Below are 26370 nucleotides of genomic sequence, written 5' to 3'. Positions count from 1 at the left end.
ACCTACCTTGGAAATGGAATTGCGGAACCACCCAGCCACTCGCGCAACTGGGAAAAGTGATCGATACATACCTGCGGGCCAAATTCGGCCAGCGCCTGCAGCGACATGGCACCATAGCCAACCGCCACCGAATGCATGCCGGCATTGCTGGCCATCTGCAGGTCGAATGCCGAATCTCCGACCATCAGCGCACGCGACGGTTCGACGCCACAATGCCCGAGGATTTCCTCAAGCATCAGCGGGTGTGGCTTGCCACGGGTCTCGTCAGCGGCACGGGTGATGTCGAAAAACCGCTCCCAGCCATTGGCCTTGAGCACCCGATCCAGCCCGCGACGAGCCTTGCCGGTGGCCACCGCCAGGCGGTAACCCTCGGCGCGAAAGGCATCCAGCGACTCGACCACGCCATCGAACAGCGGCGAAGGTTGCTGATCCAGTGCAACGTAGACATCGGCATAGTGCTGGCGGAAGCTGGCAACCTCTGCAGGCACCAGGTGCGGGTACAAAGTGTGGATCGCCTCGTCCAAGGCCAGGCCGATGATGCCCTTGACCGCATGGTCACTGCTCTGCGCCTCGCCGGCACGCTCTGCGGCGACATTCATGGCCTCGACGATACGACCAATGGAATCGGCCAGGGTGCCGTCCCAGTCGAAGATCAGTAGCTCATAGCCTTTTTTCATGGATCAGGACGCACTCAAACGTTCAACGGTTTTCGCCCATACCTCATCCACAGGCGCCTCGAGCTTCAACTCGCCACCGTCGGGCAGCGGTACAGTCAACGCGTAGGCATGCAGGAACAGGCGCTTGCCACCCAACTCGCGAATTTCCCGACTGAAGTCTTCGTCGCCGTATTTGCTGTCGCCAGCGATCATGTGCCCGGCATGCAGGGTGTGCACGCGGATCTGATGGGTACGACCGGTGATCGGGCGTGCCTCGACAATGGTGGCAAAGTCGCCAAAGCGGCGCAGCACGCGAAACAGGGTCAGCGCCTCCTTGCCTTCATCGTTCACTTCGACCATGCGCTCGCCGGAACGCAGGTTGCTCTTGAGCAACGGCGCGTTGACCTGCTTTTTCGAGGTTGGCCAGTGGCCGCGCACCAGCGCCATGTAGCGCTTGTCGACACCATCGCCGCGCAGGGCGGCATGCAGGTGGCGCAGCATGCTGCGCTTCTTGGCGATCATCAACAGACCAGACGTGTCGCGATCCAGGCGGTGCACCAGCTCCAGCTCCTTGGCGTCCGGGCGCAACTGGCGCAGCGCCTCGATCACCCCGAAGCTCAGGCCGCTGCCGCCGTGCACGGCGATGCCGGCCGGCTTGTTCATCACGATAAGCGCCTTGTCCTCGTAGACAATGGCGGCTTCCAGACGCTGCAGCAGGCCTTGGGCCACCGGCGCCGGTTCGTCTCGTTCCGGCAAGCGGACGGGCGGAACGCGCACGATGTCGCCGGCCTGGATCTTGTACTCCGGCTTGACGCGGCCCTTGTTGACCCTCACCTCACCCTTGCGCAGGATGCGGTAGACCAGTGTCTTGGGCACGCCCTTGAGGGCCGTGATGAGGAAATTATCGATGCGCTGGCCGGCAAGCTCCGGCGCGACTTCGATCAGCTGAACGCCGGAAGTCGGAGGGGTATTGGTCGTCATTGCGAGATCATAACAATTTTTTATGGAATTGAAGCACTTAATCATTGCTGCTATAGTCGCGAACGCCGCCAAAAGCGGCAGGCCAGCGGCACCAGGCTCTTTGCCGGTCCTTGACCTTCGCAATTCTCCAGGACGCGAGGCCGTCCTACGGGGTTTTCGCCAGTTTACCGAAATGCCTGGAATCGCCACCAGCGCCGTGTAGAGAAGACCGAAAAAAAACGACAAGTGCGGTGTTTCACCTGCTTACCCGATTCTTTTCGCTGCACCTCTGCCCGCGAGTCGCTTCCACGCATCGCCCGGCGAATGCTTCGGAAATACCTGCCTTGGACATGAATGGCGCCAGCGCAGAACCAGCGCTGGCGAAAAATGCAACCCGTTGCGGATTCAGCGCGCGGCAGCACCCGAATTATCAGGGATACGTGCAGGGTGGAGATGCACAGCCCTCGGACCGTGTAGCACCGCGTCCGGCCACCAGCCCACTGACGGCTGGTGAGCGGATAAGGTCCTGAACAGATGCCCTCCGGGCGTCCACGGCTGACGGTTGATTCCTCCTCCTGACTGAGTGCACAAGGCCCGCTTGGTTGATTCGGATACCTATTCGAAGCCACCGGGGCCTTGTTGGCACCGCAGCAAACAGGACGCGTCGTCGCGACAACGGCAGGCTGGGCAACCGGCTGGTGCCGAACGTCGCTCGACACGGGGGTGGCCCGGCCACCCTTTGCGCACCTTGGCACCGACCATGAGACGTCGTGTGTGCCGAACGCCGTTTCCGGCAGCCCGGAAACCGACGGTACAACATGAAAAGAATGCTGATTAACGCGACTCAACCCGAAGAGTTGCGTGTAGCCCTGGTGGACGGCCAACGTCTCTACGATCTGGACATCGAGTCCGGCGCGCGCGAGCAGAAAAAGGCCAACATCTACAAAGGCAAGATCACCCGCATCGAACCCAGCCTCGAAGCCGCCTTCGTCGACTTCGGTTCCGAACGTCACGGCTTCCTGCCGCTGAAAGAAATCTCCCGCGAGTACTTCAAGAAGGCCCCAGAAGGCCGGGTCAACATCAAGGAAGTGCTCAGCGAAGGCCAGGAAGTCATCGTTCAGGTCGAGAAGGAAGAGCGCGGCAACAAAGGCGCCGCCCTCACCACCTTCATCAGCCTGGCCGGCCGCTACCTGGTGCTGATGCCCAACAACCCGCGTGCCGGTGGCATCTCGCGCCGCATCGAAGGCGAAGAGCGCAACGAACTGCGCGAAGCCCTGAACGGCCTGACTGTACCGGGCGACATGGGCCTGATCGTGCGCACTGCCGGCCTTGGCCGCAGCAGCGAAGAAATGCAGTGGGACCTGGATTACCTGCTGCAGCTGTGGACCGCCATCAAGGAAGCGTCCCTGGACCGCGCCGCGCCATTCCTGATCTACCAAGAAAGCAACGTCATCATCCGCGCCATCCGCGACTACCTGCGCCAGGACATCGGCGAAGTGCTGATCGACAGCATCGACGCCCAGGAAGAAGCGCTGACCTTCATCCGTCAGGTGATGCCGCAGTACGCCAGCAAGGTCAAGCTGTACGAAGACAGCGTGCCGCTGTTCAACCGCTTCCAGATCGAAAGCCAGATCGAGACCGCCTTCCAGCGCGTGGTCGACCTGCCGTCCGGCGGTTCGATCGTGATCGACCCGACCGAAGCCCTGGTGTCCATCGACATCAACTCGGCGCGCGCCACCAAAGGCAGCGACATCGAAGAAACCGCCCTGCAGACCAACCTGGAAGCGGCCGAGGAAATTGCCCGCCAGCTGCGCCTGCGTGACATCGGCGGCCTGATCGTCATCGACTTCATCGACATGACCCCGGCGAAGAACCAGCGCGCTGTTGAAGAGCGCGTGCGTGAATGCCTGGAAGCCGACCGCGCCCGCGTGCAGGTTGGCCGCATCTCGCGCTTCGGCCTGCTGGAAATGTCCCGTCAGCGCCTGCGCCCATCGCTGGGCGAAAGCAGCGGCATCGTCTGCCCACGCTGCTCCGGCACCGGCATCATCCGTGACGTCGAATCGCTGTCGCTGGCCATCCTGCGCCTGATCGAAGAAGAAGCCCTGAAGGACCGCACCGCCGAAGTACGTGCTCAAGTGCCGATCCCGGTAGCCGCGTTCCTGCTGAACGAAAAGCGTAACTCGATCACCAAGATCGAGCTGCGCACCCGTGCGCGCATCATCATCCTGCCGAACGACCACCTGGAAACCCCGCACTTCGAAGTCCAGCGCCTGCGCGACGACAACCCTGAAGTGCTGAACAACCAGTCCAGCTACGAAATCGCCGCCGCCGAAGCTGAAGAAGCGCCGCAGCCGACCGCCACCCGCACCCTGGTACGCCAGGAAGCCGCAGTGAAGACGGCCCCGGCCCGCGCCAACGCACCGGTACCGGCCGCCGCTGAAGAGCCCCAGCCTGCCGCCCCGGTCGCCCCTGCCCCGAGCGCTCCGGAGCCAAGCCTGTTCAAAGGCCTGGTGAAGTCGCTGGTGAGCCTGTTCGCCGGCAAGGACGAGCCTGCCGCCGCGCCAGTGGTGCCCGCCGCCGAAAAACCGGCTGCCGAGCGCAGCCCGCGTAACGAAGAACGCCGCAACGGCCGCCAGCAAAGCCGCAACCGCAACGGCCGCCGCGACGAAGAACGCAAGCCGCGTGAAGAGCGTGCCGAGCGCGCACCGCGTGAAGAGCGTGCGCCGCGCGAGGAACGCGCCCCACGCGAAGAGCGCGCACCGCGTGAGGAACGTGCCCCACGTGAAGAGCGTGCTCCGCGTGAGGAGCGTGCACCGCGTGAAGAACGTACTCCGCGCCAGCCACGCGAAGACCGCCGTAGCAACCGCGGCGAAGAGCGCGTTCGCGAACTGCGCGAGCCGCTGGACGCTACCCCGCCAGCCGAACGCGAAGAGCGCCAGCCGCGTGAAGAACGTGTAACCCGCGAAGAGCGAGCTCCACGTGAAGAGCGCGCACCGCGTGAAGAGCGTGCTCCACGCGAAGAACGCGCACCGCGCGAAGAGCGTGCCCCTCGCGAAGAACGTGCTCCACGTGAAGAACGCGCACCGCGCGAAGAGCGTGCTCCACGCGAAGAACGCGCCCCGCGCCCACCACGCGAAGAGCGCCAACCACGCGCTGCCGAAGAAGCAACCGAGCAGGCTGCCGAACTGGCCGAAGAGCAACTGCCAAGCGAAGAGCTGCTGCAAGACGAGCAGGAAGGCACCGATGGCGAGCGCCCACGCCGCCGCTCCCGTGGCCAGCGTCGTCGCAGCAACCGTCGTGAGCGTCAGCGCAATGCCAATGGCGAGCTGATCGACGGCAGTGAAGAAGAAGGCAGCGAAGAGCAGCCACAACAGCACCAGGCCACCGAGCTGGGTGCCGAACTGGCTGCCGGCCTTGCCGTGACGGCTGCTGTCGCCAGCAGCAACATCAGCTCCGACGCAGAAGCCCAGGCCAACCAGCAGGCCGAGCGTGCTACCGCCGAAGTCGCCGCCGCTGCAGAAACCGACAACAGCGAAGCCGCCCAACCGGTCGAGCAGGTCGAAGCGGCCACCAAAGCTGAAGATGCGCCCGAGGCCCCAGCGGTCGAGCAGCCGGTCACCGAGCCAGTGGCCGCAGCCGAGGCAACTGCCGAGCCTGTGGTCGAAGTGGCCCCGCAGCCTGTCGCTGTAGATGCACCTGCTGTTGAGCCGGTCGTGGTTGCAGAAACCGTGGTCACTGAAACCCCGGCAGAAGCCCCAGCGGTAGAAGCCGGTGAGATCGAACAGGCCCCGGCCGTGGTCGAAGTCGCTCCGGTTGCCGTGCAGCCTGCCCCGGTTGTCGAAGCCCAGCCAGAAGTGGTGGCCGAGCCTGCACCTGCAGTGGTCGAACCTGCCACTGTCATGCTGGCCAACGGCCGCGCACCGAACGACCCACGTGAAGTGCGTCGCCGCAAACGTGAGGCCGAGGCTGCTGCCAAAGCCGCACAGGAAGCTGCTGCAGCCTCCCAGGAACCAGCCTTGGAAACCGCCGATGAGCACAAACCTCATCACGGCTGATAGCCAGAGCTGAATGAAAAAGCCCCGCCAGTGCGAACTGGCGGGGCTTTTTTTGGTTTGCCTGACGGGCCTCTTCGCGGGTAAACCCGCTCCTACAATGGCCTGTGTCCAACCCCCGATGTGTGCCCACCACCGATCAGCGTGTAGGAGCGGGTTTACCCGCGAATACGGTGGCGGCGGCAACGGTGAACGGCGGGTGGAAATTGGCCACCAGGCCCGGTCCTTTCGCGGGTAAACCCGCTCCTACAATGGCCTGTGTCCAACCCCGATGTGTGTTCACCACCGATCAGCGTGTAGGAGCGGGTTTCCCCGCGAATACGGTGGTGGCGGCAACGGTGAACAGCAGGTGGAAATTGGCCACCAGGCCCGGCCCTTTCGCGGGTAAACCCGCTCCTACGGGGGTTCACAGCCGGCAAATCAGTAAAGATTAGGCTCCATCTCCAGCTCAACCCCAAACCGCTCGAAGATATCCGCCTGAATCTTCCGTGCCAGCGCATGCATCTGCGCCCCGCTCGCCTGGCCATAATTGACCAGCACCAGCGACTGCAAGCGATGCACGCCAGCATCACCCTCGCGATGGCCCTTCCAGCCCGCCTGCTCAATCAACCAGCCCGCCGCCAGTTTCACCTGACCATCAGCCTGTGGGTATGCCACGACACCGGGATACTGCGCACGAATACGCTCGACCAGATCAGCCTTTACCACCGGATTCTTGAAGAAGCTCCCGGCATTGCCCAGCTCTGCCGGATCTGGCAGCTTCTCGCGGCGAATGCTGCAGATTGCATCACTGATCGCTTGCGCGGTCAGCTCGGTCACACCCCGCTCAGACAGGCGTTGACGCACCGGGCCGTAATCCAGATGAGCGTGCAGGGTGCGGGTCAAGGCAAAGCGCACACGCAGGATCAACCAGCGGCCGGGATTGCGCTTGAAAAGGCTGTCGCGATAGCCGAAAGCACATTCCGCCAAACTGAAGTCACGCAGCACGCCCGTCTCACGGTCCAGGGCTGTCAGCCCGGCGAACACGTCCTTGATCTCCACCCCGTATGCGCCCACGTTCTGCATCGGCGCAGCACCTACGGTGCCGGGGATCAGGCTGAGGTTCTCCAGCCCGCAATAGCCCTGCGCCAGCGTCCACTGCACAAACGCGTGCCACGGCTCACCGGCCTCGGCTTCGACCACGATACGCTCGCCATCATCACTGAGCACACGCCGACCGCGGCTGGCCATGTGCAGCACCAGTGCATCGATATCGCGGGTCAGCAGCAGGTTGCTGCCACCCCCGATCACCAGTACCGGCAGGCCCCTTTGCTGTGCCTGGCCCAATGCCTGACGCACCTGCTGGTCGTCCTGCACCTGGCTGAAATAGCGCGCCTTCACGTCGATGCCGAAGGTATTGTAAGGCTTGAGCGATACCTGCTCCTGCCACTGCACTGTCATAGACGCCCCTTGATTTCCAGTACCAGCGCCTGGCAAGCCGCTTCCACCAGATCCAGCACCTGCTCGAAGCCGTCGGCGCCACCGTAGTAAGGGTCTGGCACTTCATCCAGTGCTGCACCGTAGCGGCGCAGGAACAGGTCGAGTTCACCCACTGCCGTGGACGGGCGCAAGGCGCGCAGATCGCGCAGGTTGTGCTCATCCATGGCCAACACCAGGTCGTATTCGGCGAAGTGCGATGCCTTGACCTGTTGGGCGCGTTGCTGCGACAGATCGTAACCGCGCGCCAGCGCCGCCTTGCAGGTGCGGCTGTCTGGCGCCTTGCCGACATGCCAATCGCCGGTGCCGGCAGAAGCCACCTGCACCTTGTCGGCGAGCCCGGCGGCCTGCAATTGATGGCGCAGCACGCCTTCGGCAGTGGGCGAGCGGCAGATGTTGCCCAGGCACACGAACAGGACGCGCATCAGGCCTCCAGCAAGCGCCGTACGCGCTCCAGATCCTCAGGGGTGTCGACACCCACGGCAGGCGCCTCGATGGCGTCCTCGATGTGAATGCGTACGCCGTGCCACAGGGCACGCAGCTGCTCCAGCGCTTCAGCCTGCTCGAGCCAGCATGGGCCCCAGCTGACGAAGTCGTGCAGGAAGCCGACACGGTAAGCGTACATGCCAATATGGCGGCGATAGGGCACCCCTTCCGGCAGCACGTCGCGGGCCTTGGCGAAGGTATCGCGGGCCCAGGGCAGCGGCGCTCGGCTGAACGTCAGGGCCAGGCCGTTCTTGTCACTCACCACCTTGACCGCGTTCGGGTTGAACACGGTTTCCGGCTCATGGATCGGCTCGGCCAGGGTGGCGATACCGGCTTCCGGATGCGCAGCCAGGTTGGCCGCCACCTGGTCGATGATCACCGGCGGGATCAGCGGCTCGTCGCCCTGCACGTTGACCACGATGGCGTCAGCCGGCAAACCGAGGTACGCGGCCACTTCGGCCAGGCGGTCAGTGCCCGATTCATGATCGGCACGGGTCATCAGCACTTCGGCGCCGAAGGCCTGGCAGGCTTCAAGGATGCTGGTGTCGTCGGTGGCGATGACCACACGGCTGGCACCGCTCTTGCGGGCCTGCTCCCACACATGTTGCACCATCGGCTTGCCGGCAATCAGCAGCAGCGGTTTGCCTGGCAGGCGGGTGGAGCGCAGCCGGGCGGGGATTACTACCGTAAATTCCAGGCTCATTTGTCAAGACGCTCGTCGTCGGTCAGGGTGCGTGCCTCGCTTTCCAGCATGACCGGGATACCGTCGCGAATCGGGTAGGCCAGGCCAGCGCCTTTGCTGATCAGCTCGGTCTTGTCGGCGCTCAGCTTGAGCGGGCCCTTGGTGATCGGGCAGGCCAGGATATCGAGCAGTTTGGTGTCCATTGGAGGCTTCCTTTAGGCCAGGTGGCCGGAAATTGAAAACGGGCTCAGGGTTTGCGCAACAAGCGTTGCAGCTGGTTGTCGAACCAGGCGCTGAAAGCCGGCGTAGGCTGCGCTTCGACGGCCAGGTACCACCAGTCGTCAGCGGCAAAGGCCCGGCATTTCACCGCGTCCTTCTCGGTCATGACCAGCGGCAGTGGCGGGCTGAAAGCCAGGCTCCGGGCACTGAACTGCGCATGGTCGGCGAAGGGATGCGGCACCGGCTGCCAGTTTAGCCCCAGCAGGGTGTTGAAGAAACGTTGCGGGTTACCGATACCGGCCACCGCATGCAGGCGCTGGCCGGCGGGGAAATGGTCGAGCGCACGGCGCTCGCCAGTGCGCACGTTGACCAGGGCGGACGGCTGCAGACGGAAACCAAAACCATCGGTGCGGTCTTCGCTGGCGCCGTTGAACAGCACCGCGTCAGCCTCACGCAAGCGGTCGGCCGGCTCACGCAACGGCCCCGCCGGCAGGCAACGGCCATTGCCCAGGCCGCGGGCAGCGTCGATCAGCACCAGTTCCAGGTCACGGGCCAGGCGGTAATGCTGCATACCGTCGTCGCACAGGATCAGGTCGAGGGGTTCGCTGGCCAGCAATGCCTGCACGGCACGGGAGCGATCGGGGTCGATCATCAGTGGCACGCCGGTGCGTTGCACAATCAGCAGCGGCTCGTCGCCCGCCTGATCGGCCGCCTGATCGGCCTGCACCCGCCAGGGCAGCTGTGGCGGCTTGGCACCATAACCGCGGCTGACCACACCCACCTTCAGCCCCTGCTGGCGACAGTGTTCGATCAGCCAGAGGATCATCGGCGTCTTGCCGGTGCCACCGACGGTGATGTTGCCCACCACAATGACCGGTACCGGTGCCCGGTAGCTGGCACTGTCACCCCTTAGAAAACGTGCCCGCTTGCGCGTGACCACGCGGCGATACAAGGCCTCCAGCGGACGCAGCAGCGCCAGCGCCGGATGCCCGGCATACCAGGCAGCGAGCAAGCGGTCGGCGAACGCCATCAAGGCGTGCCCTGGGCCGCCTCGACGGTGGTCATGCGCAACTGGCTGAAGCCGAGCTTGCCGGCAGCATCCATTGCGGTGACCACAGCCTGGTGCGGGGTCTTGCCGTCGGCGCTGATGGCCAGCGGCAGCGTGTTGTCGCCGCCCGACTCGCGCGCTATGGCCTCGCTCAGGGTGGCCAGGTCGCTTTTGGGCAGCAGGTGGTTGTTCACCGAATACACGCCTTCGGCGCTGATGGTGATTTCCACCAGCTTGCCCGGGTCGGCCGGCGCCGGCTCGGCGCTGGTGGCTTCGGGCAGCTCGACGCGAAGTTGCGTTTCGCGGGTGAAGGTGGTGGTAACCACGAAGAACAGCAGCAGGACGAACACCACGTCGATCAGCGACGCCAGGTTGATGTCGACGTTCTCCCGCTGGCGATTGCGCCGGAACTTCACGCCTTGCCTCCGGCCACTTCCACTTCACGGTCACCCTGGATCACTTCCACCAGCTTGATCGCCTCCTGCTCCATGCCGATCACCAGTTCATCGATGCGGCGCAGCAGGAAACGGTGGAAGAACACTGCCGGAATACCGACCATCAGGCCAGCCGCAGTGGTGACCAGGGCCTTGGAGATACCACTGGCCAGCACGGCGGCGTTGGCGGTCATTTGCGAGCCCATGAAGGCGCTGAAAATGTCGATCATGCCCAGCACGGTGCCCAGCAGGCCCAGCAGAGGCGCCATGGCGGCGATGGTGCCGAGGGTGCTGATGTAGCGCTCCAGTTCATGGATGACGCGCGAGGCGGCCTCCTCGATGCACTCTTTCATAATCTCCCGACCGTGACGCGAATTGGCCAGGCCCGCCGCGAGGATTTCACCCAGTGGCGAATCGGCACGCAGGGCCTTGAGCTTGTCACTGGTCAGTTGCTTGTCCTTGATCCACATCCATACCTGGCCCAGCAGGTGCGGCGGGGTGACGCGACTGGCGCGCAAGGTCCACAGGCGTTCGACGACGATAGCCATGGCAGCGATGGAGCTCAGAATGATCGGCAGCATCATCCAACCACCGGACTTGACCAATTCCCACACAATAAACGCCCCTTCGGAAAAAGGCCGCCACTCTACCATAGGCGCGCCGAGGGCTCATCTGCCGGAGGTCAGGGAATTGGGGTCTGGGCTGGCAGATGCCTGCCTCTGCCTCACTCCCCTCGAACCCGCCAGAACCGCCGCTGCCCCCTAACACCCTCAACCCCCCCATACCGCCCCAACACCAACCGCAATGCCCCCTCCACTGCCGTATCATGCATCACCACCCCATGCCGCTCATACCGTTCGACCACCTGCACGTGCGGGTGCCCGAAGCTGTTGTTGCGCCCCCGCGAAATCAATACCCCGCGCGGTGCGGTAGCCCGGACGAACGCCTCGGTGGACGAGCTGCGGCTGCCATGATGTGGCGCCTGCAGCCAGTCGATACGCGGCACTTCAGTGTCCGCCAGCCAGGCCCGTTCGGCAGCAGCTTCCATATCCCCCGCCAGCAGCAAGCGCTCGCCCTGCGCCTCGACCAACAGCACACAGGAACGGTCATTACTGCTCTGCCCGTCCACCCAGCGCCACAGCGAAAAGCGCACGCCATCCCAATCCCATTGCTCGCCACTGGCACAAGGCTGCAAGGGAATATCAACCAGCGCTTCCCCACCGATTATCCGCTTGATCGGCAAACCACGCGCAATGGCTCCGGCCCCGCCCGCATGATCGGCATGCGCATGGCTGATCACCATCACGTCAAGGCCGCCCACCCCCAGCTTGCGCAAGGTTGGCAGCACCACGCGTTCCCCCAAGTCGCTTTCCCCCCTGGCCGGCCCGGCATCGTAGAGCAGGCTGTGATGCCGCGTACGCAACAGCACCGCCAGCCCCTGGCCAACATTCAGCTGCCAGACCTCGACCTGGCCGAACGGCACCGGCTCCCGGGGCACCCACAGCGCCAGCAGCATCACCCCTCCCAACCCACGCAGCGGCACACCACGGGGCAGCAAAATCAACAGCGCACCCAGACATACCAGCAGCCAGGCCCACAACGGCAGGGCCGGCGGCACCCATGCCGGGCGCTGCTGCGCCACCAGCGCCAGCCCGCGGAACAGCACATCCAGCAGGCCACCTGCCAGCCAGAGCAACGCCTCGCCAACGCCCGCCAGCGGCAACATCAGCGTGCCCAGCAACGCCAACGGCAAGACCGCCAGGCTGACCCACGTCACCGCCACAAGGTTGGCCAGCGGCGCACTGAGGCTCACCGGCAAGCCGGTGGCCAGCAACACCGGCAGCAAGCCGACAGCGATCACCCATTGCGCTCGTGTCCAGGCCTGCCAGGGCCGCCAACCACCCAACCGGGCACTGAAGCAGTAGATGAGCGTGGCCACGGCGGCGAACGACAGCCAGAACCCAGGCAGCAACGCCGCCAGTGGCTCGAAGACAAGCACAGCGACCAGTGCAACCAGCAACGGAAAAAACGCGCCAAGGTGGCGAAAGCGCAGACGCCAGAGCAGCACCACGGCCAACATCAGGCAGGCTCGCTGCACTGGCACCCCACCACCCGCCAGCCACCCGTAGGCCAGCGCTGCGGCCATGGCCAGGCCGCAGGCCCAGGGTAACCACGGTAGCCTTGCCGGCCATAGCCCCCAACGCGCCAGCCCGGCGACCAGGCCATAGAGCAAACCGGCGACCAGGCCGATGTGCTGGCCGGAAATCACCAGCAGGTGCACCGTGCCGGTGGCCTGCAACGTCTGCCAGTCCTCCCGGGCCAGGCCCGCACCGTCGCCAAGCACCAAGGCCACCAGCGCTGCCTGTCGGCCATTGGCTTCGACCATCAGCAAGCGCTGACGCAGCGCATCGCGCCAACCACCGGCGACTGGCGCCAGCAACTGCCCCGCCTTGACCGTACCCGTAGCCCCCACCCGTCGCGCCAGCAACTGCGCTTCCCGGTCAGGCCCGTGCGGGTTCAGCAGCCCGGCCGGGCGCTGCAAGGTCACCGCCAGCCGCCACTGCTCGCCCGCCCGCAGCGGCGGGCCGTCGAACCAGCTCAGTTGCAAGCGCTGAGGCAGTTCGGCCCGCCGCGAGCGTGGCGCTTCCAGCTCGAAACGCACGCCTTGTGCAGTGCGGGCCGGCAAACCCGCCACCCGCCCCTCCAGCCACAAGGTGCGGCCCTCCAGGCCGGCAGCCAGACGATCATCAAGGGCCTGCTGAGCAGACCCGCACGCCCAACACAAGCCCAGCAAAAACCAACCCAACGGCCATACGCGGGTAAACAGGCTGCCGACAGCGCAGGCTGCCAGGGTTATCAACCATCCGACCGATGGCAATGCGGGCAGAAAGCCCAGGCACAACAGCCCGAGCGCGAGCGCAAACATCCCTGTGCGCATGAGGTAGAGCTCCAGAAGGCGAGTCACCTCCTGAGGCATAGCTCAATTGCCGGCATCGCTTGCTCAACAATTGTCACAAACTCTAAACGAGGCGGAGCAGGATTAAGGGCATACTGCCAGGGTCAACGCTCCGGGAGCCTACATGCCGCGCCGACTTTTCAAACGCTACATGCCGGACCCGACCAGCATTCGGGAACACAAGTCCTTACGCTTTTTCGGCAAGTTGCTGCACGATCCCAACCTCTGGCACCTGAACCGCCATTCGGTGGCCAGAGCCATGGGTGTGGGCCTGTTCGCGGCGCTTATTCCCATCCCGATGCAGATGCTGCTGGCGGCGGCCCTGGCGATCCCGGTGCGCGGCAACCTGCCGGTCGCCGTCAGCCTGGTGTGGCTGACCAACCCGTTGACCATGCCGCCGGTGTTCTTCGTCACCTACATGACCGGTGCCTGGCTGATGCAGGTACCGCCGCGCACCCTGCCCGATGAGCTGACCTTCCAGTGGATCACCGACCAGCTGTCGACGCTGTGGCAACCCTTCCTGCTCGGCTCGGTGGTGTGCGGCGTGGTGCTGGGCATCCTTGCCTACTTCACCACCATGTTCTACTGGCGCTGGTGGGTGGGCCGGCAGTGGCGTCGTCGCCAATGCCGGTGCAAGGCTTCAGGCCCGCATGCCACGGCCGCTGACCAGCAAGCGAACGCAAACAACGTAGAGCACCGCAGTGGCCACCAGCATGAAGGTGATCGCCGTGCCAATGCTGATATCCGACACCCCTAGAATGCCGTAGCGGAACGAGTTGACCATGTGCAGCACCGGGTTGGCCAACGACACGGTCTGCCAGAACGGCGGCAGCAGGTTGATCGAGTAGAACACCCCGCCCAGGTAGGTCAACGGCGTCAGCACGAAGGTCGGGATGATCGAAATATCGTCGAAGTTGCGCGCAAACACGGCGTTGACGAAGCCAAGCAGCGAAAAGATGGTGGCCGTCAGCAGCACAACCACTACGGTCACACCCAGGTGGTGCACCTGCAGGTCGGTGAAGAACATCGACAGGATGGTCACGATCACACCCACCGCCAAACCACGCAGCACCCCACCCAGCACATAGCCGACGAGAATGGTGTGCGGCGACACCGGCGACACCATCAGTTCTTCGATCGAGCGCTGGAACTTGCTGCCGAAAAAGCTCGACACCACGTTGCCGTAGGAGTTGGTGATCACCGACATCATGATCAGCCCCGGCACGATGTACTGCATGTAGGTGAAGCCACCCATATCGCCGATCTGCCGGCCAATCAGGTTACCGAAGATGACGAAGTACAGCACCATGGTGATCGCTGGCGGCAGCAACGTCTGCGGCCAGATGCGCAGGAAGCGCCGCACTTCACGGTAGACGATGGTGTTCAGGGCGACCCAGTTGGTGCGCAGTTCCACACTCATACGGCCACCTTCGACAGGTTTTTTTCCACCAGGGACACGAACAGCTCCTCGAGTCGGTTGGTCTTGTTGCGCAGGCTCTGCACTTCGATGTTCTGCAGCGCCAGCTGGCCGAACAGCGCGGTGATGCCGATGTCCTTCTCCACCTGCACTTCCAGGGTATGCGGGGTCAGCAGCCGGCACGGGTAGCCCTGCAGTACCGGCGCCGTGGCCAGGTCCTGCTTGAGGTCGAGCACGAAGGTTTCGACATGCAGCTTGCCCAGCAACTGGCGCATGCTGGTGTTCTCGACGATGGTGCCGTGGTCGATGATGCCGATGTTACGGCACAGCTGCTCAGCCTCTTCCAGGTAGTGGGTGGTGAGGATGATGGTGATGCCCTTCTGGTTCAGCTCGGTGAGGAAGCTCCACATCGAACGGCGCAACTCGATATCCACCCCGGCGGTGGGTTCGTCCAGAATCAGCAGGCGCGGTTCGTGGATCAATGCGCGGGCAATCATCAGACGCCGCTTCATGCCGCCGGACAACGAACGCGACTGCACATCACGTTTGTCCCACAGGCCCAGCTGGGTCAGGTACTGCTCGGCGCGCTCCTTGGCCAGCTTCGGCGGGATGCCATAGTACCCGGCTTGGGTCACGACGATGTCGAAGGTCTTCTCGAACTGGTTGAAGTTGAACTCTTGCGGCACCACACCCAGGCAACGCTTGAGCGCGGAGGGCTCGCGGTCCAGGTCGTGACCGAACACGCTCACTGTGCCGCTGGTCTTGTTCACCAGGGTCGAGAGAATGCCAATGGTGGTGGATTTGCCGGCGCCGTTGGGGCCGAGCAAGGCGAAGAAGTCGCCTTCGGCAACATCGAGGTCGATGCCTTTGAGGGCCTGAAAGCCATTGCCGTAGGTCTTGGTCAGCTGTCGGATGGACAGGGCGGAACTCATAGCGGGTCACTTACCGAAGAAAAAGGTGCGGGACACGCCAGGTAAAGTCACTGGCGCAGTGAGTGCAGCCATGGTGCAAGGCCAGGCTGCACAAGTACAGTCACATCTATTGATAATGACTATCGAAGCGGGTTCAAGTGAGCGCGGTCATCACGGCGGCCTGGTAGGCCGGGCGTTGCTTCAGGCGTTCATACCAGGCTTGAAGGTGGTACATGTCCGGGCGCTCGATGGGCAGTTCGAACCAGGCATAGATGAAGCTACCCAGTGGGATGTCGCCCATGCCGATCTGGTCACCGGACAGGTACGGCTGATTGGCCAGGGTTTCGTCGGCAATGGCCAGTAATTGCGCGCACTGCTTGTGCGCGGCGTTGATCGCCACCCAGTCGCGCTGGTCTTCCGGCGTGCGCAGCAGCCCCCAGAACAGCGGGCGGAAGGGTGCGGCGAAGGACGATGTGGTCCAGTCCATCCACTTGTCGGCCAGGGCGCGCTGGCGTGGGTCTGCCAGATACCAGCCCTGCTCCGTGCCGTACTCCGCGCACAGGTAGCGAACGATGGTGTTGGATTCCCACAAAGTCAGGTCGCCGTCTTCGAGCATCGGCACCAGGCCGTTGGGGTTGCGGGCGCGGTAGTGCGGCTCGTTGACCACGCCGAAGGCGCCGCCGGCGTCGATGGATTCGAAGTCCAGGCCCAGCTCTTGGGCGATCCACAGCGCCTTGCGCACATTGCTCGAATTCTTGCGGCCCCAGATCTTCAGCATGGCAACATCCTTTTGAGTGCGGAGGTGGCACAGTCTACTCCAGACCTTCGCCGCCTGTACGGGCCTCTTCACGGGCAAGCCCCTGCATCGCTCGGTGATGTTGCCACGTACCGTCGTAGGAGCGGGTTCACCCGCGAAAGGGCCGGACCTGCCGGCCAATATCCCAGATCATTCACCGTCGCAGCACCATCGCATTCGCGGGCAAGCCCGCACCTACATCGATCGGGGGGCTCGCCACATACCGTCGTAGGAGCGGGTTCACCCGCGAATAGGCCGGTACAGGCGAACAAATGAACTGAAACTCCCGCCGCCACACCCTGTCACTGTTCTGAGCATGCCGTTCACAGCATTGCGTCTAAGCTGTCTGGGACGGCTCAAGCCCTTGGTTCCAAGGAGGACCGATTATGTTGCTGTTGTGGTTGGTGGTGCTGGTGATCGGCGCGGCGTACCTCACGCACCGGCGCCTGGCGCCCTTGCAGATTCTCGGCATCCTGGCGGCCTATGTGCTGTTGATGGGCATTTTCAGCAGTGCCCCCGGCTGGCTGCTGGCCCTGATCTGGGTGGTGCTTGCCCTGAAGATCGCCCTGGTTGCGCTCCCGCAGTGGCGGCGCAAGGTGTTTACCGCCCCGGTATTTCGCTGGTTCCAGCGCACCCTGCCGCCCATGTCGCAGACCGAGCGCGAAGCCATCGACGCCGGCACCGTGTGGTGGGATGGCGAACTGTTCAGTGGCCGCCCAGACTGGCGCACCTTGCTGGCCTACCCGGCACCGAAGCTGACTGAAGAAGAGCAAGCCTTCATTGATGGCCCGACCGAAGCACTGTGTGCCATGGTCAGCGACTGGCAGATCGGCCAAGACCTGGACCTGCCGCCCGAAGCCTGGGCACATATCAAGCAGCATGGCTTTTTCGCCCTGATCATCCCCAAGGAATACGGCGGCAAGGGCTTCTCCGCCTACGCCCACTCCCAAGTGGCGATGAAACTGGCCACCCGCAGCGGTGATCTGGCCTCCACGGTGATGGTACCCAACTCCCTGGGCCCTGCCGAACTGCTGCTGCACTACGGCACCGACGAACAACGCAACCACTACCTGCCGCGCCTGGCCCGTGGCGAGGAAATCCCCTGCTTCGCCCTCACCGGCCCACTGGCCGGCTCCGACGCTGGCGCCATGCCCGACACCGGCATCATCTGCAAAGGCCAGTGGCAAGGCGAAGAAGTGATCGGCCTGCGCCTGAACTGGGAAAAGCGCTACATCACCCTCGGCCCGGTCGCCACCCTGCTGGGCCTGGCATTCAAGGCCTACGACCCCGACCATCTGTTGGGCGAACAGGAGGAGCTCGGCATCAGCCTGGCCCTGATCCCCACCGACACGCCCGGCGTCGAAATCGGCAAACGTCACCTGCCGCTGGGCGCCGCCTTCATGAACGGCCCCAACAGCGGCAAAGACGTGTTCGTACCGCTGGACTTCCTGATCGGTGGCCAAGCGATGCTTGGCAAAGGCTGGATGATGCTGATGAACTGCCTGTCGGTAGGTCGCTCCATCTCACTGCCTGCCGTGGGTACAGGGGCTGCCAAGTACACCAGCCTGGTGACTGGCCAGTACGCCAATATCCGCGAGCAATTCAACGTGCCACTGGCGGCCTTCGAAGGTATCCAGGAATCGCTGGCACGCATTGGCGGCAACGCCTGGCTGATGGACAGTGCCCGCCTGCTGACCGCCAAGGCCGTAGACCTGGGCGAGAAACCCTCGGTGCTGTCGGCGATCCTCAAGTACCACCTGACCGAGCGTGGCCGCGAATGCATCCAGCACGCCATGGACGTGCACGGTGGCAAGGGCATCATCATGGGCCCGAACAACTACCTGGGCCGCAACTGGCAAGGGGCGCCGATCTTCATCACGGTCGAGGGCGCCAACATCCTTTCGCGCAACCTGATGATCTTCGGCCAGGGCGCCATTCGCTGCCACCCGTTCGTGCTCAAGGAAATGGCCTTGGCCGGGCGTGAAGACCACGATCAGGCGCTTCAGGAATTCGATGACCTGCTGATGAAACACATCCTGTTCGCCGCCGGCAATGCGGCCAGCACCCTGGTGTTCAACCTGGGGCTGGGGGTTTTCGAGAAAGTGCCGGGTGACACGCTGAGCCAAGGCTACTTCCGGGCCCTCAACCGCCAGGCCGCCGCCTTTGCCCTGCTGGCCGACCTGTCGATGATGCTGCTGGGCGGGGCGCTCAAGCGCCGGGAACGCCTGAGTGCCCGGCTGGGCGATGTACTCAGCTACCTGTACCTGTCCAGTGCCGCGCTCAAACGCTACCACGATCTCGGTTCGCCCGAGCACATGCAGCCCCTGCTGCGTTGGGCCATGGAAGAAAGCCTGGGCCAAGCGGAGCACGCCTTGGACCGGTTGCTCGCTAACTTCCCCAACCGCTTCGTCGGTTGCGCGCTACGGGTGCTGGTGTTTCCCTTCGGCCGCCGTCACACCGGGCCGAGCGATGAACTGGACGCCGAGGTGGCAGCGCTGATCGGGCGCAGCAAAGGCGACCCTGCGCTGGAGGAGTTGTTGGCAGGATGCTTCCGTTCGCAGGCCGAAGGCGATCCGGTGGCCGCCCTGCAGCGAGCCTGCGAGAAGCTGGATCAAGCCGCACCGCTGTACAAAGTACTGAATCAGGCGATCAAGGAACACCGGCTGCAACCTACACCAGGGCAATCTACCATTGACGCTGCAGTTGCAGCGGGCGTGCTGCTGCCAAGTGACAGCCAACAATTGCATGCAGCAGAAAACGCCCGCCGAGCGGTGATTGACGTGGACGCATTCGACAAGGAGATGCTGGAACTTACAGCAGGTAAAGTCCGCTAAACGCCAATACCATCAAGGCCATGGGGCCATGGGGCCATTTGCTCCATGGCCTTGCATCAGCGATCGCTCTCACCGTTGCACTGGTGCTTCACTCGTTGAAAAGTCTAGCGGCTTCGGTCACCGAATATAAAGGGACTGGAATAATCGTGACCGCCCAGAATAATAATCTGCTGCTGCCGAGATCGCGCCCTGCAATCACACTGACGGTTGAAGGGTCCGAACTACCTGGAGTGAAAACCCCGAGACTGGAAACCGAACCACCGCCATGGAGGGTAGACCATTCCGTTTCAGCAGCAGGCACGAGCACATCTTTACCTTGCGCGACATCGTAGTACCACAGCTGGAGCGTCAACTCACCGTTAACAACCAGATATTTGATAAAATGCGTTTGCTTTGCGTATAGTGTGACAAATGTAGACAGGGCCGAGTTACCATTCACCGTAACCCTGATGACGTCGAATACTGCTCGTTCCATTAGGGTTTCCAACAGCGCCGGATTTTCGAGGGTTTTGCTGTGTTCTTCGTAGACTACGGATGGCGTCTGAGCAAGCGGCGGCACATAGTAGCAAGCATCACTCTCTCTCTCTAGCTTTCCATGCCTGTCACCAATGAGTTCTACTGTAGCATTGCTAAGATCGGGAATTTCCAATAGCACTCTGTTAGCGCTCGGCCACACGACCGCCATTAACGGGTTAACGGACACTGAACCGCTCGCAATGCTTACATCTGAATGCCCCATGGCCATGCTACGCGCACGTTTATAGCCGAAATTAAAACCCACCCCCTCTACCACCATATCTTGGGATTCATCTATCAAAGCCGTTCCTTCTGGCACCAACAATGACGCCATCCACTGGCTGTCGAGGGGGCGTAAACTATTGAAGTTTTCCGGGAAGAAGGCTCCAAGACTGAGCATACTAAAACGATCAAAATCATCGAACATGGGTGGGACGGACAACACTCCGTCGCCCCCGGTTACGCCTGACAACGCCGAAAAGAATAGAAAATGTATATAATTGTCATCGATAAAGTCCGGCCGCAACTCCACATCTTGCAACCACTGGCTACCAGGGGCAGCGGAAAGACGAGTGAGCAGTAATTTTTTATGCCTATTGAAGTATTGTCTGAGCAGGTATTCATCACGCTCGGCTCCACTGTACGTATATTCCGCAGCGCCGGACCATATTAAGTTCACCGCGTTTTGCGCACCACTCGAGTAGCTTATTTTAAAGTTGCTATCGCCTGCCCTGAAGGGGATGCTTACCACCAGCGTCTCCTCCGAAGGCAACTTCAGCACCCGAACATTGCTCATCCAGGAACCGCTTGCCCCTGTATCAGTGACCAGCGTGACTTCCTGTTCTCGCAAAACCAATAGTTCGAAGTCGGCATATTGGTTGGATCCAGCATGCCTATACACAAACTTAGGCGGCCCCATCTGCAGCTGTTTGATTTTTCTGATACCGAGCTCAGCCTCCCGATCTAGGTCGAGCACCTCTCCTGGCGCGCTGGACAATGCCGGATAGCGATCCTGCCACAATCTATTTGCCATAATATATGAGAGCCTCATTATGCCAATATAGAATTCCGCTTGCTTTTTGATAGCCATCGTCCATCCACCCTTTACGATAGGTATGAGAGCTGTCAAGTTAACCTGCACCGCTTGCCGCAGCCACTGGCAAAAATGCCAGGTCACGCCAACGCGATTACTCGAAGGATCACAACACGGTACAATGTCTGCACCGCTCTACCCTGAGGACAGACCCATGACTACCGCCCAAACGTATCACCTACAACTGCTTGAGCACGTGCGCAGCATCCTTGTGGCCCTTGAAAATGCCGAGCAGGTGCCCGAAGAGAGCCATGCGCTGTTTCTCGAGCGCTTCGATGAACTGCTCGCCCTGTTGCCGGCAGAACCCTTGCAGAGCCAGTATCTTGGCCAAGACCTGATCTGCCAGGTTATTCAGCGCTATCCACAAATTGCTCATCTGGTACCTCGCGATCTGCTTTGGTTCTTTGGGGGCGACTGCCTGCACTTCATGCCCGACGCGGAACTCGATTTGTATCAGCAATTGGAGGAGCTTCGATACGAAGCACAACAGCGCGGGGCCCGCTTCGACTGGAACGAGGAAAAACAGCAACTGCTCGCCTCAAGGCACGCTGAATGACGGTGGGAGCGCTTCCCAAAAACCGATTTCTCCCTGCCCGCTAGCGAATTGACCTACAGATTTGGTTTCTGCAACGCCGTTAGTCTCCCCTCTGTGAAAGGCCGGCGCTTCCCACAGCCTCGGCCGAAACCCACACGCTAACAACCGACCTTAAATCTGGAGCGCTCAATGAAACGCATTCTCGCACTGTTTGCACTTGGCCTTGGCTGCAGCTCAGCCATGGCCAACACCGGTATCATCAACTTTGAAGGCACTGTAAGCCCCGACGGCACTTGCCCGATTGACGTCGTGACCCCTGGTGGCCCGCCCCTGCCGAAAATCTACTTGGGCGATTTCAAAGTTTCCGACTTCAACAAGATCGGGCAAAAAACCCCATTGCAAAGGTTTGCCCTTCGCATAGACCCTGCAGCTTGCGGCCTCACCGCCCCTACCGTTGCAAAAGTCAAGTTCAGCCCCGGCTACGGTGCAGGCCCGTCCGGACTGTATAACCTGTTGGATGGCACTGGCTATTCCGAAGGCATGGCGCTGGCCATCCATGACAAAAGCGGCAATATACTCCCCCCTGACACAGCATCGGCAGAGTATACCATCAGCGAAAAGGTCCCTACTGACATGACCTTTTCTACCCGACTGCAAACTATCGCTGACAAGGTGACTGATGGGCACATTGCCACCAACGTCAGCTTCACCGTCGAAATGCCCTAAGTCGTCACCGTACAAGCGCAGCCTGCTGCGCTTGCCCTCTTACTCATCCAATATCTGCCCACATGCACACTTCACTTCTTTTTCGTCTTCTGATGCTCGCCACCCTTACAAGTGGCCTTATTACCTCAGCCCAGGCCGCGCTCACTATCAGCTCTACACGCATCGTTCTGATGAGTGACAAGCAAAGTCGGTCAATCGTCGTTGCCAACCCCAGCACTCAAACCTTTGCCGCACAGAGCTGGGTCAACACCGAAGCGGACGACAACACGACCGCAGTTCCACTGATCGCGACCCCTGAGTTGTTCCTATTGGCGCCCGGCGGCGAACAAACTGTCCAGATCAATCAAATCCCTAACAACCTGCCCAACGACAAGGAATCCTTGTTCTTTTTCAATGTACAGGAGATACCCCAAACCGATGGCGATAACCGGAATACATTGACCATCGCCCTACGCACCCGCATCAAACTGCTGTATCGGCCCGCCCAACTGAAAGGCACGCCTGAGGAAAACTTGAAAAACCTGCAATGGTCACTGCAGCGGCGCGACGGCAGCACACAAGTGGTTGTATACAACCCCACCCCCTACCACTTCACCTTCAAGCAGGCGAACCTGGACAACGGCAAGAGCCGAAAACATATAGAGGCTTATAATATGGTTGCCCCAGGGGGCACACAGGCCTACCCCATTAAAGGCAAGGTTGAAACAACCCCTGATATGCACATCATTTTCACCGCCATTAACGATTTTGGCGGCACCACCACCGAAACGAGGGCACCTGTTTCAGGCCCGTGATGCGCCCTCAGATCAAGGTAGGACTCAGCACTGGAAATTTCATCCAATTATATCCTTCGTTAAAACTTACGTTGACATGCACAGTGAATGGAACGCCATCCATCAATGTTGACAGAAACGTTTTCAACACCACTACATCGTTGTCCGCACCGATGCCCTTTTCAACATCATCGGCCTTCACTACATAGTTTTTCAATACCACGTGTGGTTCTGCGTCTTGCCCATCACTCAAGCGCCCGGTCACCCATATATCGACCCACTGCCCTTCCGCCATAAACTTCCAGGTCCCAAGCGTCACCGGGTTGCGGGCCGGCGCGTCGGCTAATTTGAAGTTATTGGCAACGACGCCAGCCAACTGCACACCCGGTAAGCCGCTGCTAAGCGAACCAACAGTAAGATCAACCACAGGTGAAGGGTAGTCGTGACGCTTATCTCCCGAGGCAACATAGCCGACCTGTAGAGATGTTGCGCCCTGCGCCAGTACCTTGCCTTCGGGGATCTCGAACACACGCGAGCGCCCCTGATATTCGGTAGAGGTGGAATAGTACCCAGGATCGCCCGGCTGCCCCCATTCCACCCGCAAGGTTTCATCGGGGTAAACAACCGCTTCAGGCGGCACCTTGACGAGCAAAGGTGGATTCAGATCGTTGAGTGCGAGGCGTAAGCTTTCCTGCCCCCCTGTAGTCTGTTCAATGCTCAGTAAGGGCAGCGTTCGCAGGCCTGCCGAGACAGTTACCTTCAAAGGCCTGGGTAATAGGCTGACATTGCCAGCTCGATCTCTGATGGCGTAATACACGTATCGATCTCCGTCACCACGCTCAAGGATCAACGCACTGGGGAAGTCGATATAGACAGGCTTGGTCGTATCTTCAAACACCAGATCATGCTCACCAGCCTTCATTTCCGCATAAGGCTCGATGTCCCAATAGTAGATAATCGTGTCACCGGCTTTAGGCGTGGCATATGCAGGCACCTGAGTTCGCAGGCGTTGTTGGTGGTTTCTCAGGTAGCGCTCCGTGACCCCATCCCGCTCGACCTCTTCCGGGTCTTCGACCACTGTCAGTATCCCCTGCCCCCCCAATACAGGCCCTTGCAAGTCGATCAGCACCTGCAGCACGTCGGAATAGCTGGCGTCACAATCGGCATCTATAACCTTGTAACGTAATTCATGGGCCCCATGCGTCAGTTTTTCCTTGGGAACACTCAGTTTCAAATCTTCGGGTGGCACAGGGGCTTCCCAGGATCGCTCAACGACCAGCTCCTCATCCCAGAACAATTGCAAGACTTCAGGTTCGCCAGGGTATGGCTCACTGACTGGCCACATGGGCACGATGACCTCCAAATCCTGCAGGGTGGCGCTGACAGGGAGCAAGTTGTTGTCGCCACCCGGGATGTTCTCAAGCAGCTCGGTCACCTCCACTGGTTTTAACGCCAGCAGCTCTTCATCGTCTGATAGTTGCTTCATTGAATTACCCTCACAAAAAAGGAGGCCCAAGGGCCTCCTCATCAGGATCTACCAGCTATAGCGTACGCCAAGGTTCACCCCCCAAGGCTGATCGATATGCTCGCCGCGACCGTGATCAATATCAGCATGCAGCTGCAGGCTCTGCGCTACCGTAACAGCAACACCTGCGCCCACCTCGAGGCGCGACCCTGAGAGGTCGTTGGAAAAGCGATTTTGGTTGACCTTCACATCATTATTATTGATGAACTCATGTACGTAGGCCGCACGCAGATAAGGCTGAACAATCCCGCCGGTCGACATCTCGAAGTTGCGACCCATTGTCGCACCGGCCTTGCCCAGGATGGAGCGGACGGCCTCGCCTTGCGCCTGAAGGCCATTGTCCAAATGGTAGTCTTTACCCTCAATATAAGCGGTGGACCACTGGGTAAACGGCTCGACGAAATAGCCTTGATCAAGCTCGATGTGACGACCGAATTCCGCTGATACACCAAAACCATGATTATCGTACTGGCCATCGGTACGCGTGCCGTCACTCAACGAAACCTTGGAGTCGTTGTCAAAGCGGTTTAGCTTCACCACACCATCGAAGTAATACCCGCTAACACGGTCTAGCCAGGTGGTGTAAAGCCCGAGGTAGTAGCTGTCGACCTCACCACTGGTCCCCCCCTCCAGATTCAAATCCGAACGGCTGTACCCTGCCAATACGCCCAGCAACCACTGCCCATCGCCGAACGGCAGCGGTGCATCGGCACCCAGGGAAAAACCATGCTGGATTTGCTTGTACGCAACACCGGAACTTGCGGCCACATCATACTTGTTGCCATAGCTTCGAACCCAACCTCCGGCTTTTCCATCATCCAGACGCAACTCGCCCATGCGACTGCGCAAAGATGTAAGTTCACCGTACCATACGGTTGGCGCAGTATTGAACAACGCCAGCACCGAACGGGTGCCGGGGCTGATGATCTTGCGCGAGCCATCGAGGTACCAGTCGCTACCACGCTGTACGAGTTCGTAGGAGAATGCCCCAAGGTCGACCGGCCCATTGACCAATGAGAACGAGGCATCTCCCCCGTTTGTGTGCACCACCTGCAGCTGGCTCTCTGCCTGCGGATCTGCGCCACTGCTACCGATCAACAAGCCATGATTGCCCGTGGCAGTGCCGGTGATGTCGAGAAAATCGGTTTGCCCCGTGGAGAAATCTGCATCCATGGCAAATGTACCTTCGCCCGACAGGTTGTCCAGGGTCAATCGATGAAAAGCGCGAGGCAACCCAAACTGCACGACCCCGCCATCAAGCGCCAGATCGCCGACCTTGGCGTCCCCTACCATCGTCCAGCTGGATTGATTGCCAATCGACAATTTGCCGACATTTTCCAACTGGCCCGTCAGCGTGGCTTGCCGACCCAGCGAAATGGCTGCATTGGACCCCTCCTCCACTGTTACATTGCCCACCAGATTGGCGCTCTCTACTGCCAGGTCGGCACTCGAGTTGTTGCGCACCTCAAGCAGGTTGCCATTACTTGCGTTTAGCTGTGCACCGTTGCTGACGGTGATTTTGGCTGCGGCTGCGCCTTGGGTCCGCCCATCCACCAGTATGGCCGAACCGTTTTTCCCGACAACCTGCGAGCCATCCAGATCGATACGAGCGTCACCGGAACGACCATCGGTATTCACCACAATACCTTCCTGCGCACCGATGATCGTACTGCCCTGCGCCTGGAGCCAGCTATTGAGCATGCGCACGCCAGCGCTGCCCTGGCCCGTGCCCTGAACAATGCTGCCATCTAGGTGCAGTTCAGAAGTACTGGCGATGAGAGCACCGCCATTCCTACCGCTGACGGTACTGCCCGTGACCCACGCCTGCGAGCCGCCGGCATCACCGCGAGCTACGGCAATGCCAAGGCTATCGCTAGTGATGGTGCTGCCATTGATGACAGCGCGCGCGAGCCCCTCCACAAACACACCGTCGCTGGCCGATGTGACCGTGCTACCATTGAGCTCCAGCTCCCCCCCCCCACGCAGTAGGATTTGGTCGGTGCTGGCGCCGTTGCCCGTCAGCTTTACGCCATCCAGAACCTGATAACTGTCAGGTAAGTTGCTGCCATCGATGACCGTGTCACGGTCGATGATGACCTGCGCCACGGCTTCATTCCCTACAAACAAGCTCAATGGCAACGTTGCTGCCATGCAACACACCAGCCCACTACGAACGTTCAAATGTTTAACACGTCTTTTCATTACCAAACCTCATGCAGCCCAGGAAGCAAGCACCTTTACGAGTGAATAAACCACATGAGTCGGTGCCGACCGC

General features: G+C 61.3%; 21 protein-coding genes and 1 pseudogene. 6 read left to right on the top strand and 16 right to left on the bottom strand.

The window, feature by feature from the left end; all coding sequences use genetic code 11:
- Positions 1-2: 2 nt before the first annotated feature.
- Both ACK59Z_RS15940 and rluC read right to left on the bottom strand, forming a co-directional pair.
- Positions 3-677 carry an HAD family hydrolase gene (locus ACK59Z_RS15940; protein ID WP_409293441.1) on the bottom strand — a complete coding sequence of 225 codons (675 nt, stop codon included), beginning with the start codon at positions 675-677 and terminating at the stop codon, positions 3-5.
- Positions 678-680: 3 nt separating this feature from the next.
- Positions 681-1637, bottom strand: coding sequence for a 23S rRNA pseudouridine(955/2504/2580) synthase RluC (gene rluC, locus ACK59Z_RS15935; RefSeq protein ID WP_003247149.1), 957 nt, complete (start codon positions 1635-1637; stop codon positions 681-683).
- 797 nt (positions 1638-2434) lie between these two features.
- On the opposite strand from rluC, the gene rne reads away from it, so the two are divergent.
- Complete coding sequence (gene rne, locus ACK59Z_RS15930; RefSeq protein ID WP_409293439.1) at positions 2435-5671, top strand: ribonuclease E; 3237 nt, start codon at positions 2435-2437, stop codon at positions 5669-5671.
- A gap of 417 nt (positions 5672-6088) precedes the next feature.
- Here the strand turns inward: rne and murB are convergent, their stop codons facing one another.
- The 8 genes from murB to ACK59Z_RS15890 all read right to left on the bottom strand — a co-directional run bounded on the left by murB (position 6089) and on the right by ACK59Z_RS15890 (position 12951).
- Positions 6089-7108: a UDP-N-acetylmuramate dehydrogenase gene (murB, locus tag ACK59Z_RS15925; RefSeq protein ID WP_409293437.1), complete on the bottom strand. Its 1020-nt coding sequence runs from the start codon at positions 7106-7108 to the stop codon at positions 6089-6091.
- Positions 7105-7569 carry a low molecular weight protein-tyrosine-phosphatase gene (locus ACK59Z_RS15920; protein ID WP_064491353.1) on the bottom strand — a complete coding sequence of 155 codons (465 nt, stop codon included), beginning with the start codon at positions 7567-7569 and terminating at the stop codon, positions 7105-7107. The genes murB and ACK59Z_RS15920 overlap by 4 nt, the downstream gene beginning before the upstream one ends.
- The gene (gene kdsB / locus ACK59Z_RS15915; RefSeq protein WP_003247143.1) at positions 7569-8333 is read right to left on the bottom strand and encodes a 3-deoxy-manno-octulosonate cytidylyltransferase; all 765 of its coding nucleotides are present in this window, start codon (positions 8331-8333) and stop codon (positions 7569-7571) included. The genes ACK59Z_RS15920 and kdsB overlap by 1 nt, the downstream gene beginning before the upstream one ends.
- Positions 8330-8515, bottom strand: coding sequence for a Trm112 family protein (locus ACK59Z_RS15910; protein WP_003247142.1), 186 nt, complete (start codon positions 8513-8515; stop codon positions 8330-8332). Before ACK59Z_RS15910 ends, kdsB begins: the two co-directional genes overlap by 4 nt.
- Before the next feature lie 44 nt (positions 8516-8559).
- Entirely contained in the window at positions 8560-9561 is a 1002-nt protein-coding gene (lpxK, locus tag ACK59Z_RS15905; protein WP_014591936.1) for a tetraacyldisaccharide 4'-kinase, read from the bottom strand.
- The gene (locus ACK59Z_RS15900) at positions 9561-9995 is read right to left on the bottom strand and encodes a biopolymer transporter ExbD (protein ID WP_014859651.1); all 435 of its coding nucleotides are present in this window, start codon (positions 9993-9995) and stop codon (positions 9561-9563) included. Before ACK59Z_RS15900 ends, lpxK begins: the two co-directional genes overlap by 1 nt.
- A complete protein-coding gene (locus ACK59Z_RS15895; RefSeq protein ID WP_026031862.1) occupies positions 9992-10627 on the bottom strand; it encodes a MotA/TolQ/ExbB proton channel family protein in 636 nt (211 codons plus the stop codon). Before ACK59Z_RS15895 ends, ACK59Z_RS15900 begins: the two co-directional genes overlap by 4 nt.
- 110 nt (positions 10628-10737) lie before the next feature.
- Positions 10738-12951 carry a DNA internalization-related competence protein ComEC/Rec2 gene (locus tag ACK59Z_RS15890; RefSeq protein ID WP_409293435.1) on the bottom strand — a complete coding sequence of 738 codons (2214 nt, stop codon included), beginning with the start codon at positions 12949-12951 and terminating at the stop codon, positions 10738-10740.
- A gap of 142 nt (positions 12952-13093) precedes the next feature.
- Here ACK59Z_RS15890 and ACK59Z_RS15885 point away from each other — a divergent pair.
- Positions 13094-13600: pseudogene (locus ACK59Z_RS15885) on the top strand (DUF2062 domain-containing protein); the annotation flags it as partial.
- Between the two features lie 9 nt (positions 13601-13609).
- Here the strand turns inward: ACK59Z_RS15885 and ACK59Z_RS15880 are convergent.
- The 3 genes from ACK59Z_RS15880 to ACK59Z_RS15870 all read right to left on the bottom strand — a co-directional run bounded on the left by ACK59Z_RS15880 (position 13610) and on the right by ACK59Z_RS15870 (position 16075).
- On the bottom strand, positions 13610-14389 hold the full coding sequence (locus ACK59Z_RS15880; protein WP_003247128.1) for an ABC transporter permease: 780 nt from the start codon (positions 14387-14389) through the stop codon (positions 13610-13612).
- The gene (locus tag ACK59Z_RS15875; protein ID WP_014754076.1) at positions 14386-15318 is read right to left on the bottom strand and encodes an ABC transporter ATP-binding protein; all 933 of its coding nucleotides are present in this window, start codon (positions 15316-15318) and stop codon (positions 14386-14388) included. The genes ACK59Z_RS15880 and ACK59Z_RS15875 overlap by 4 nt, the downstream gene beginning before the upstream one ends.
- A gap of 133 nt (positions 15319-15451) precedes the next feature.
- Positions 15452-16075, bottom strand: a complete 624-nt coding sequence (locus ACK59Z_RS15870; protein WP_409293432.1) for a glutathione S-transferase — start codon at positions 16073-16075, stop codon at positions 15452-15454.
- A 404-nt stretch (positions 16076-16479) separates the two neighbouring features.
- Here ACK59Z_RS15870 and ACK59Z_RS15865 point away from each other — a divergent pair, with 404 nt between their 5' ends.
- On the top strand, positions 16480-18927 hold the full coding sequence (locus tag ACK59Z_RS15865) for an acyl-CoA dehydrogenase (protein ID WP_409293430.1): 2448 nt from the start codon (positions 16480-16482) through the stop codon (positions 18925-18927).
- Positions 18928-19015: 88 nt separating this feature from the next.
- Here the strand turns inward: ACK59Z_RS15865 and ACK59Z_RS15860 are convergent, their stop codons facing one another.
- The gene (locus tag ACK59Z_RS15860; protein ID WP_409293428.1) at positions 19016-20533 is read right to left on the bottom strand and encodes a hypothetical protein; all 1518 of its coding nucleotides are present in this window, start codon (positions 20531-20533) and stop codon (positions 19016-19018) included.
- A gap of 157 nt (positions 20534-20690) precedes the next feature.
- Between ACK59Z_RS15860 and ACK59Z_RS15855 the strand changes: the two genes are divergently transcribed.
- The 3 genes from ACK59Z_RS15855 to ACK59Z_RS15845 all read left to right on the top strand — a co-directional run bounded on the left by ACK59Z_RS15855 (position 20691) and on the right by ACK59Z_RS15845 (position 22591).
- Complete coding sequence (locus tag ACK59Z_RS15855) at positions 20691-21092, top strand: PA2817 family protein (protein WP_409293426.1); 402 nt, start codon at positions 20691-20693, stop codon at positions 21090-21092.
- A 168-nt stretch (positions 21093-21260) separates the two neighbouring features.
- Positions 21261-21797: a fimbrial protein gene (locus ACK59Z_RS15850; protein WP_181318743.1), complete on the top strand. Its 537-nt coding sequence runs from the start codon at positions 21261-21263 to the stop codon at positions 21795-21797.
- Positions 21798-21859: 62 nt separating this feature from the next.
- Positions 21860-22591 carry a molecular chaperone gene (locus ACK59Z_RS15845; protein ID WP_108190448.1) on the top strand — a complete coding sequence of 244 codons (732 nt, stop codon included), beginning with the start codon at positions 21860-21862 and terminating at the stop codon, positions 22589-22591.
- A gap of 7 nt (positions 22592-22598) precedes the next feature.
- Here the strand turns inward: ACK59Z_RS15845 and ACK59Z_RS15840 are convergent, their stop codons facing one another.
- Positions 22599-24056 carry a hypothetical protein gene (locus ACK59Z_RS15840; protein WP_108190449.1) on the bottom strand — a complete coding sequence of 486 codons (1458 nt, stop codon included), beginning with the start codon at positions 24054-24056 and terminating at the stop codon, positions 22599-22601.
- Positions 24057-24104: 48 nt separating this feature from the next.
- Positions 24105-26297 carry an autotransporter outer membrane beta-barrel domain-containing protein gene (locus ACK59Z_RS15835; protein ID WP_108190450.1) on the bottom strand — a complete coding sequence of 731 codons (2193 nt, stop codon included), beginning with the start codon at positions 26295-26297 and terminating at the stop codon, positions 24105-24107.
- Positions 26298-26370 lie beyond the last annotated feature (73 nt).

Source organism: Pseudomonas sp. KCJK9058 (assembly GCF_046230975.1).
Taxonomy (GTDB): Bacteria; Pseudomonadota; Gammaproteobacteria; order Pseudomonadales; family Pseudomonadaceae; genus Aquipseudomonas; species Aquipseudomonas alloputida.
Note: the sequence above shows the minus strand (reverse complement) of the source record. Positions and strands in the feature narration are given on the sequence as shown.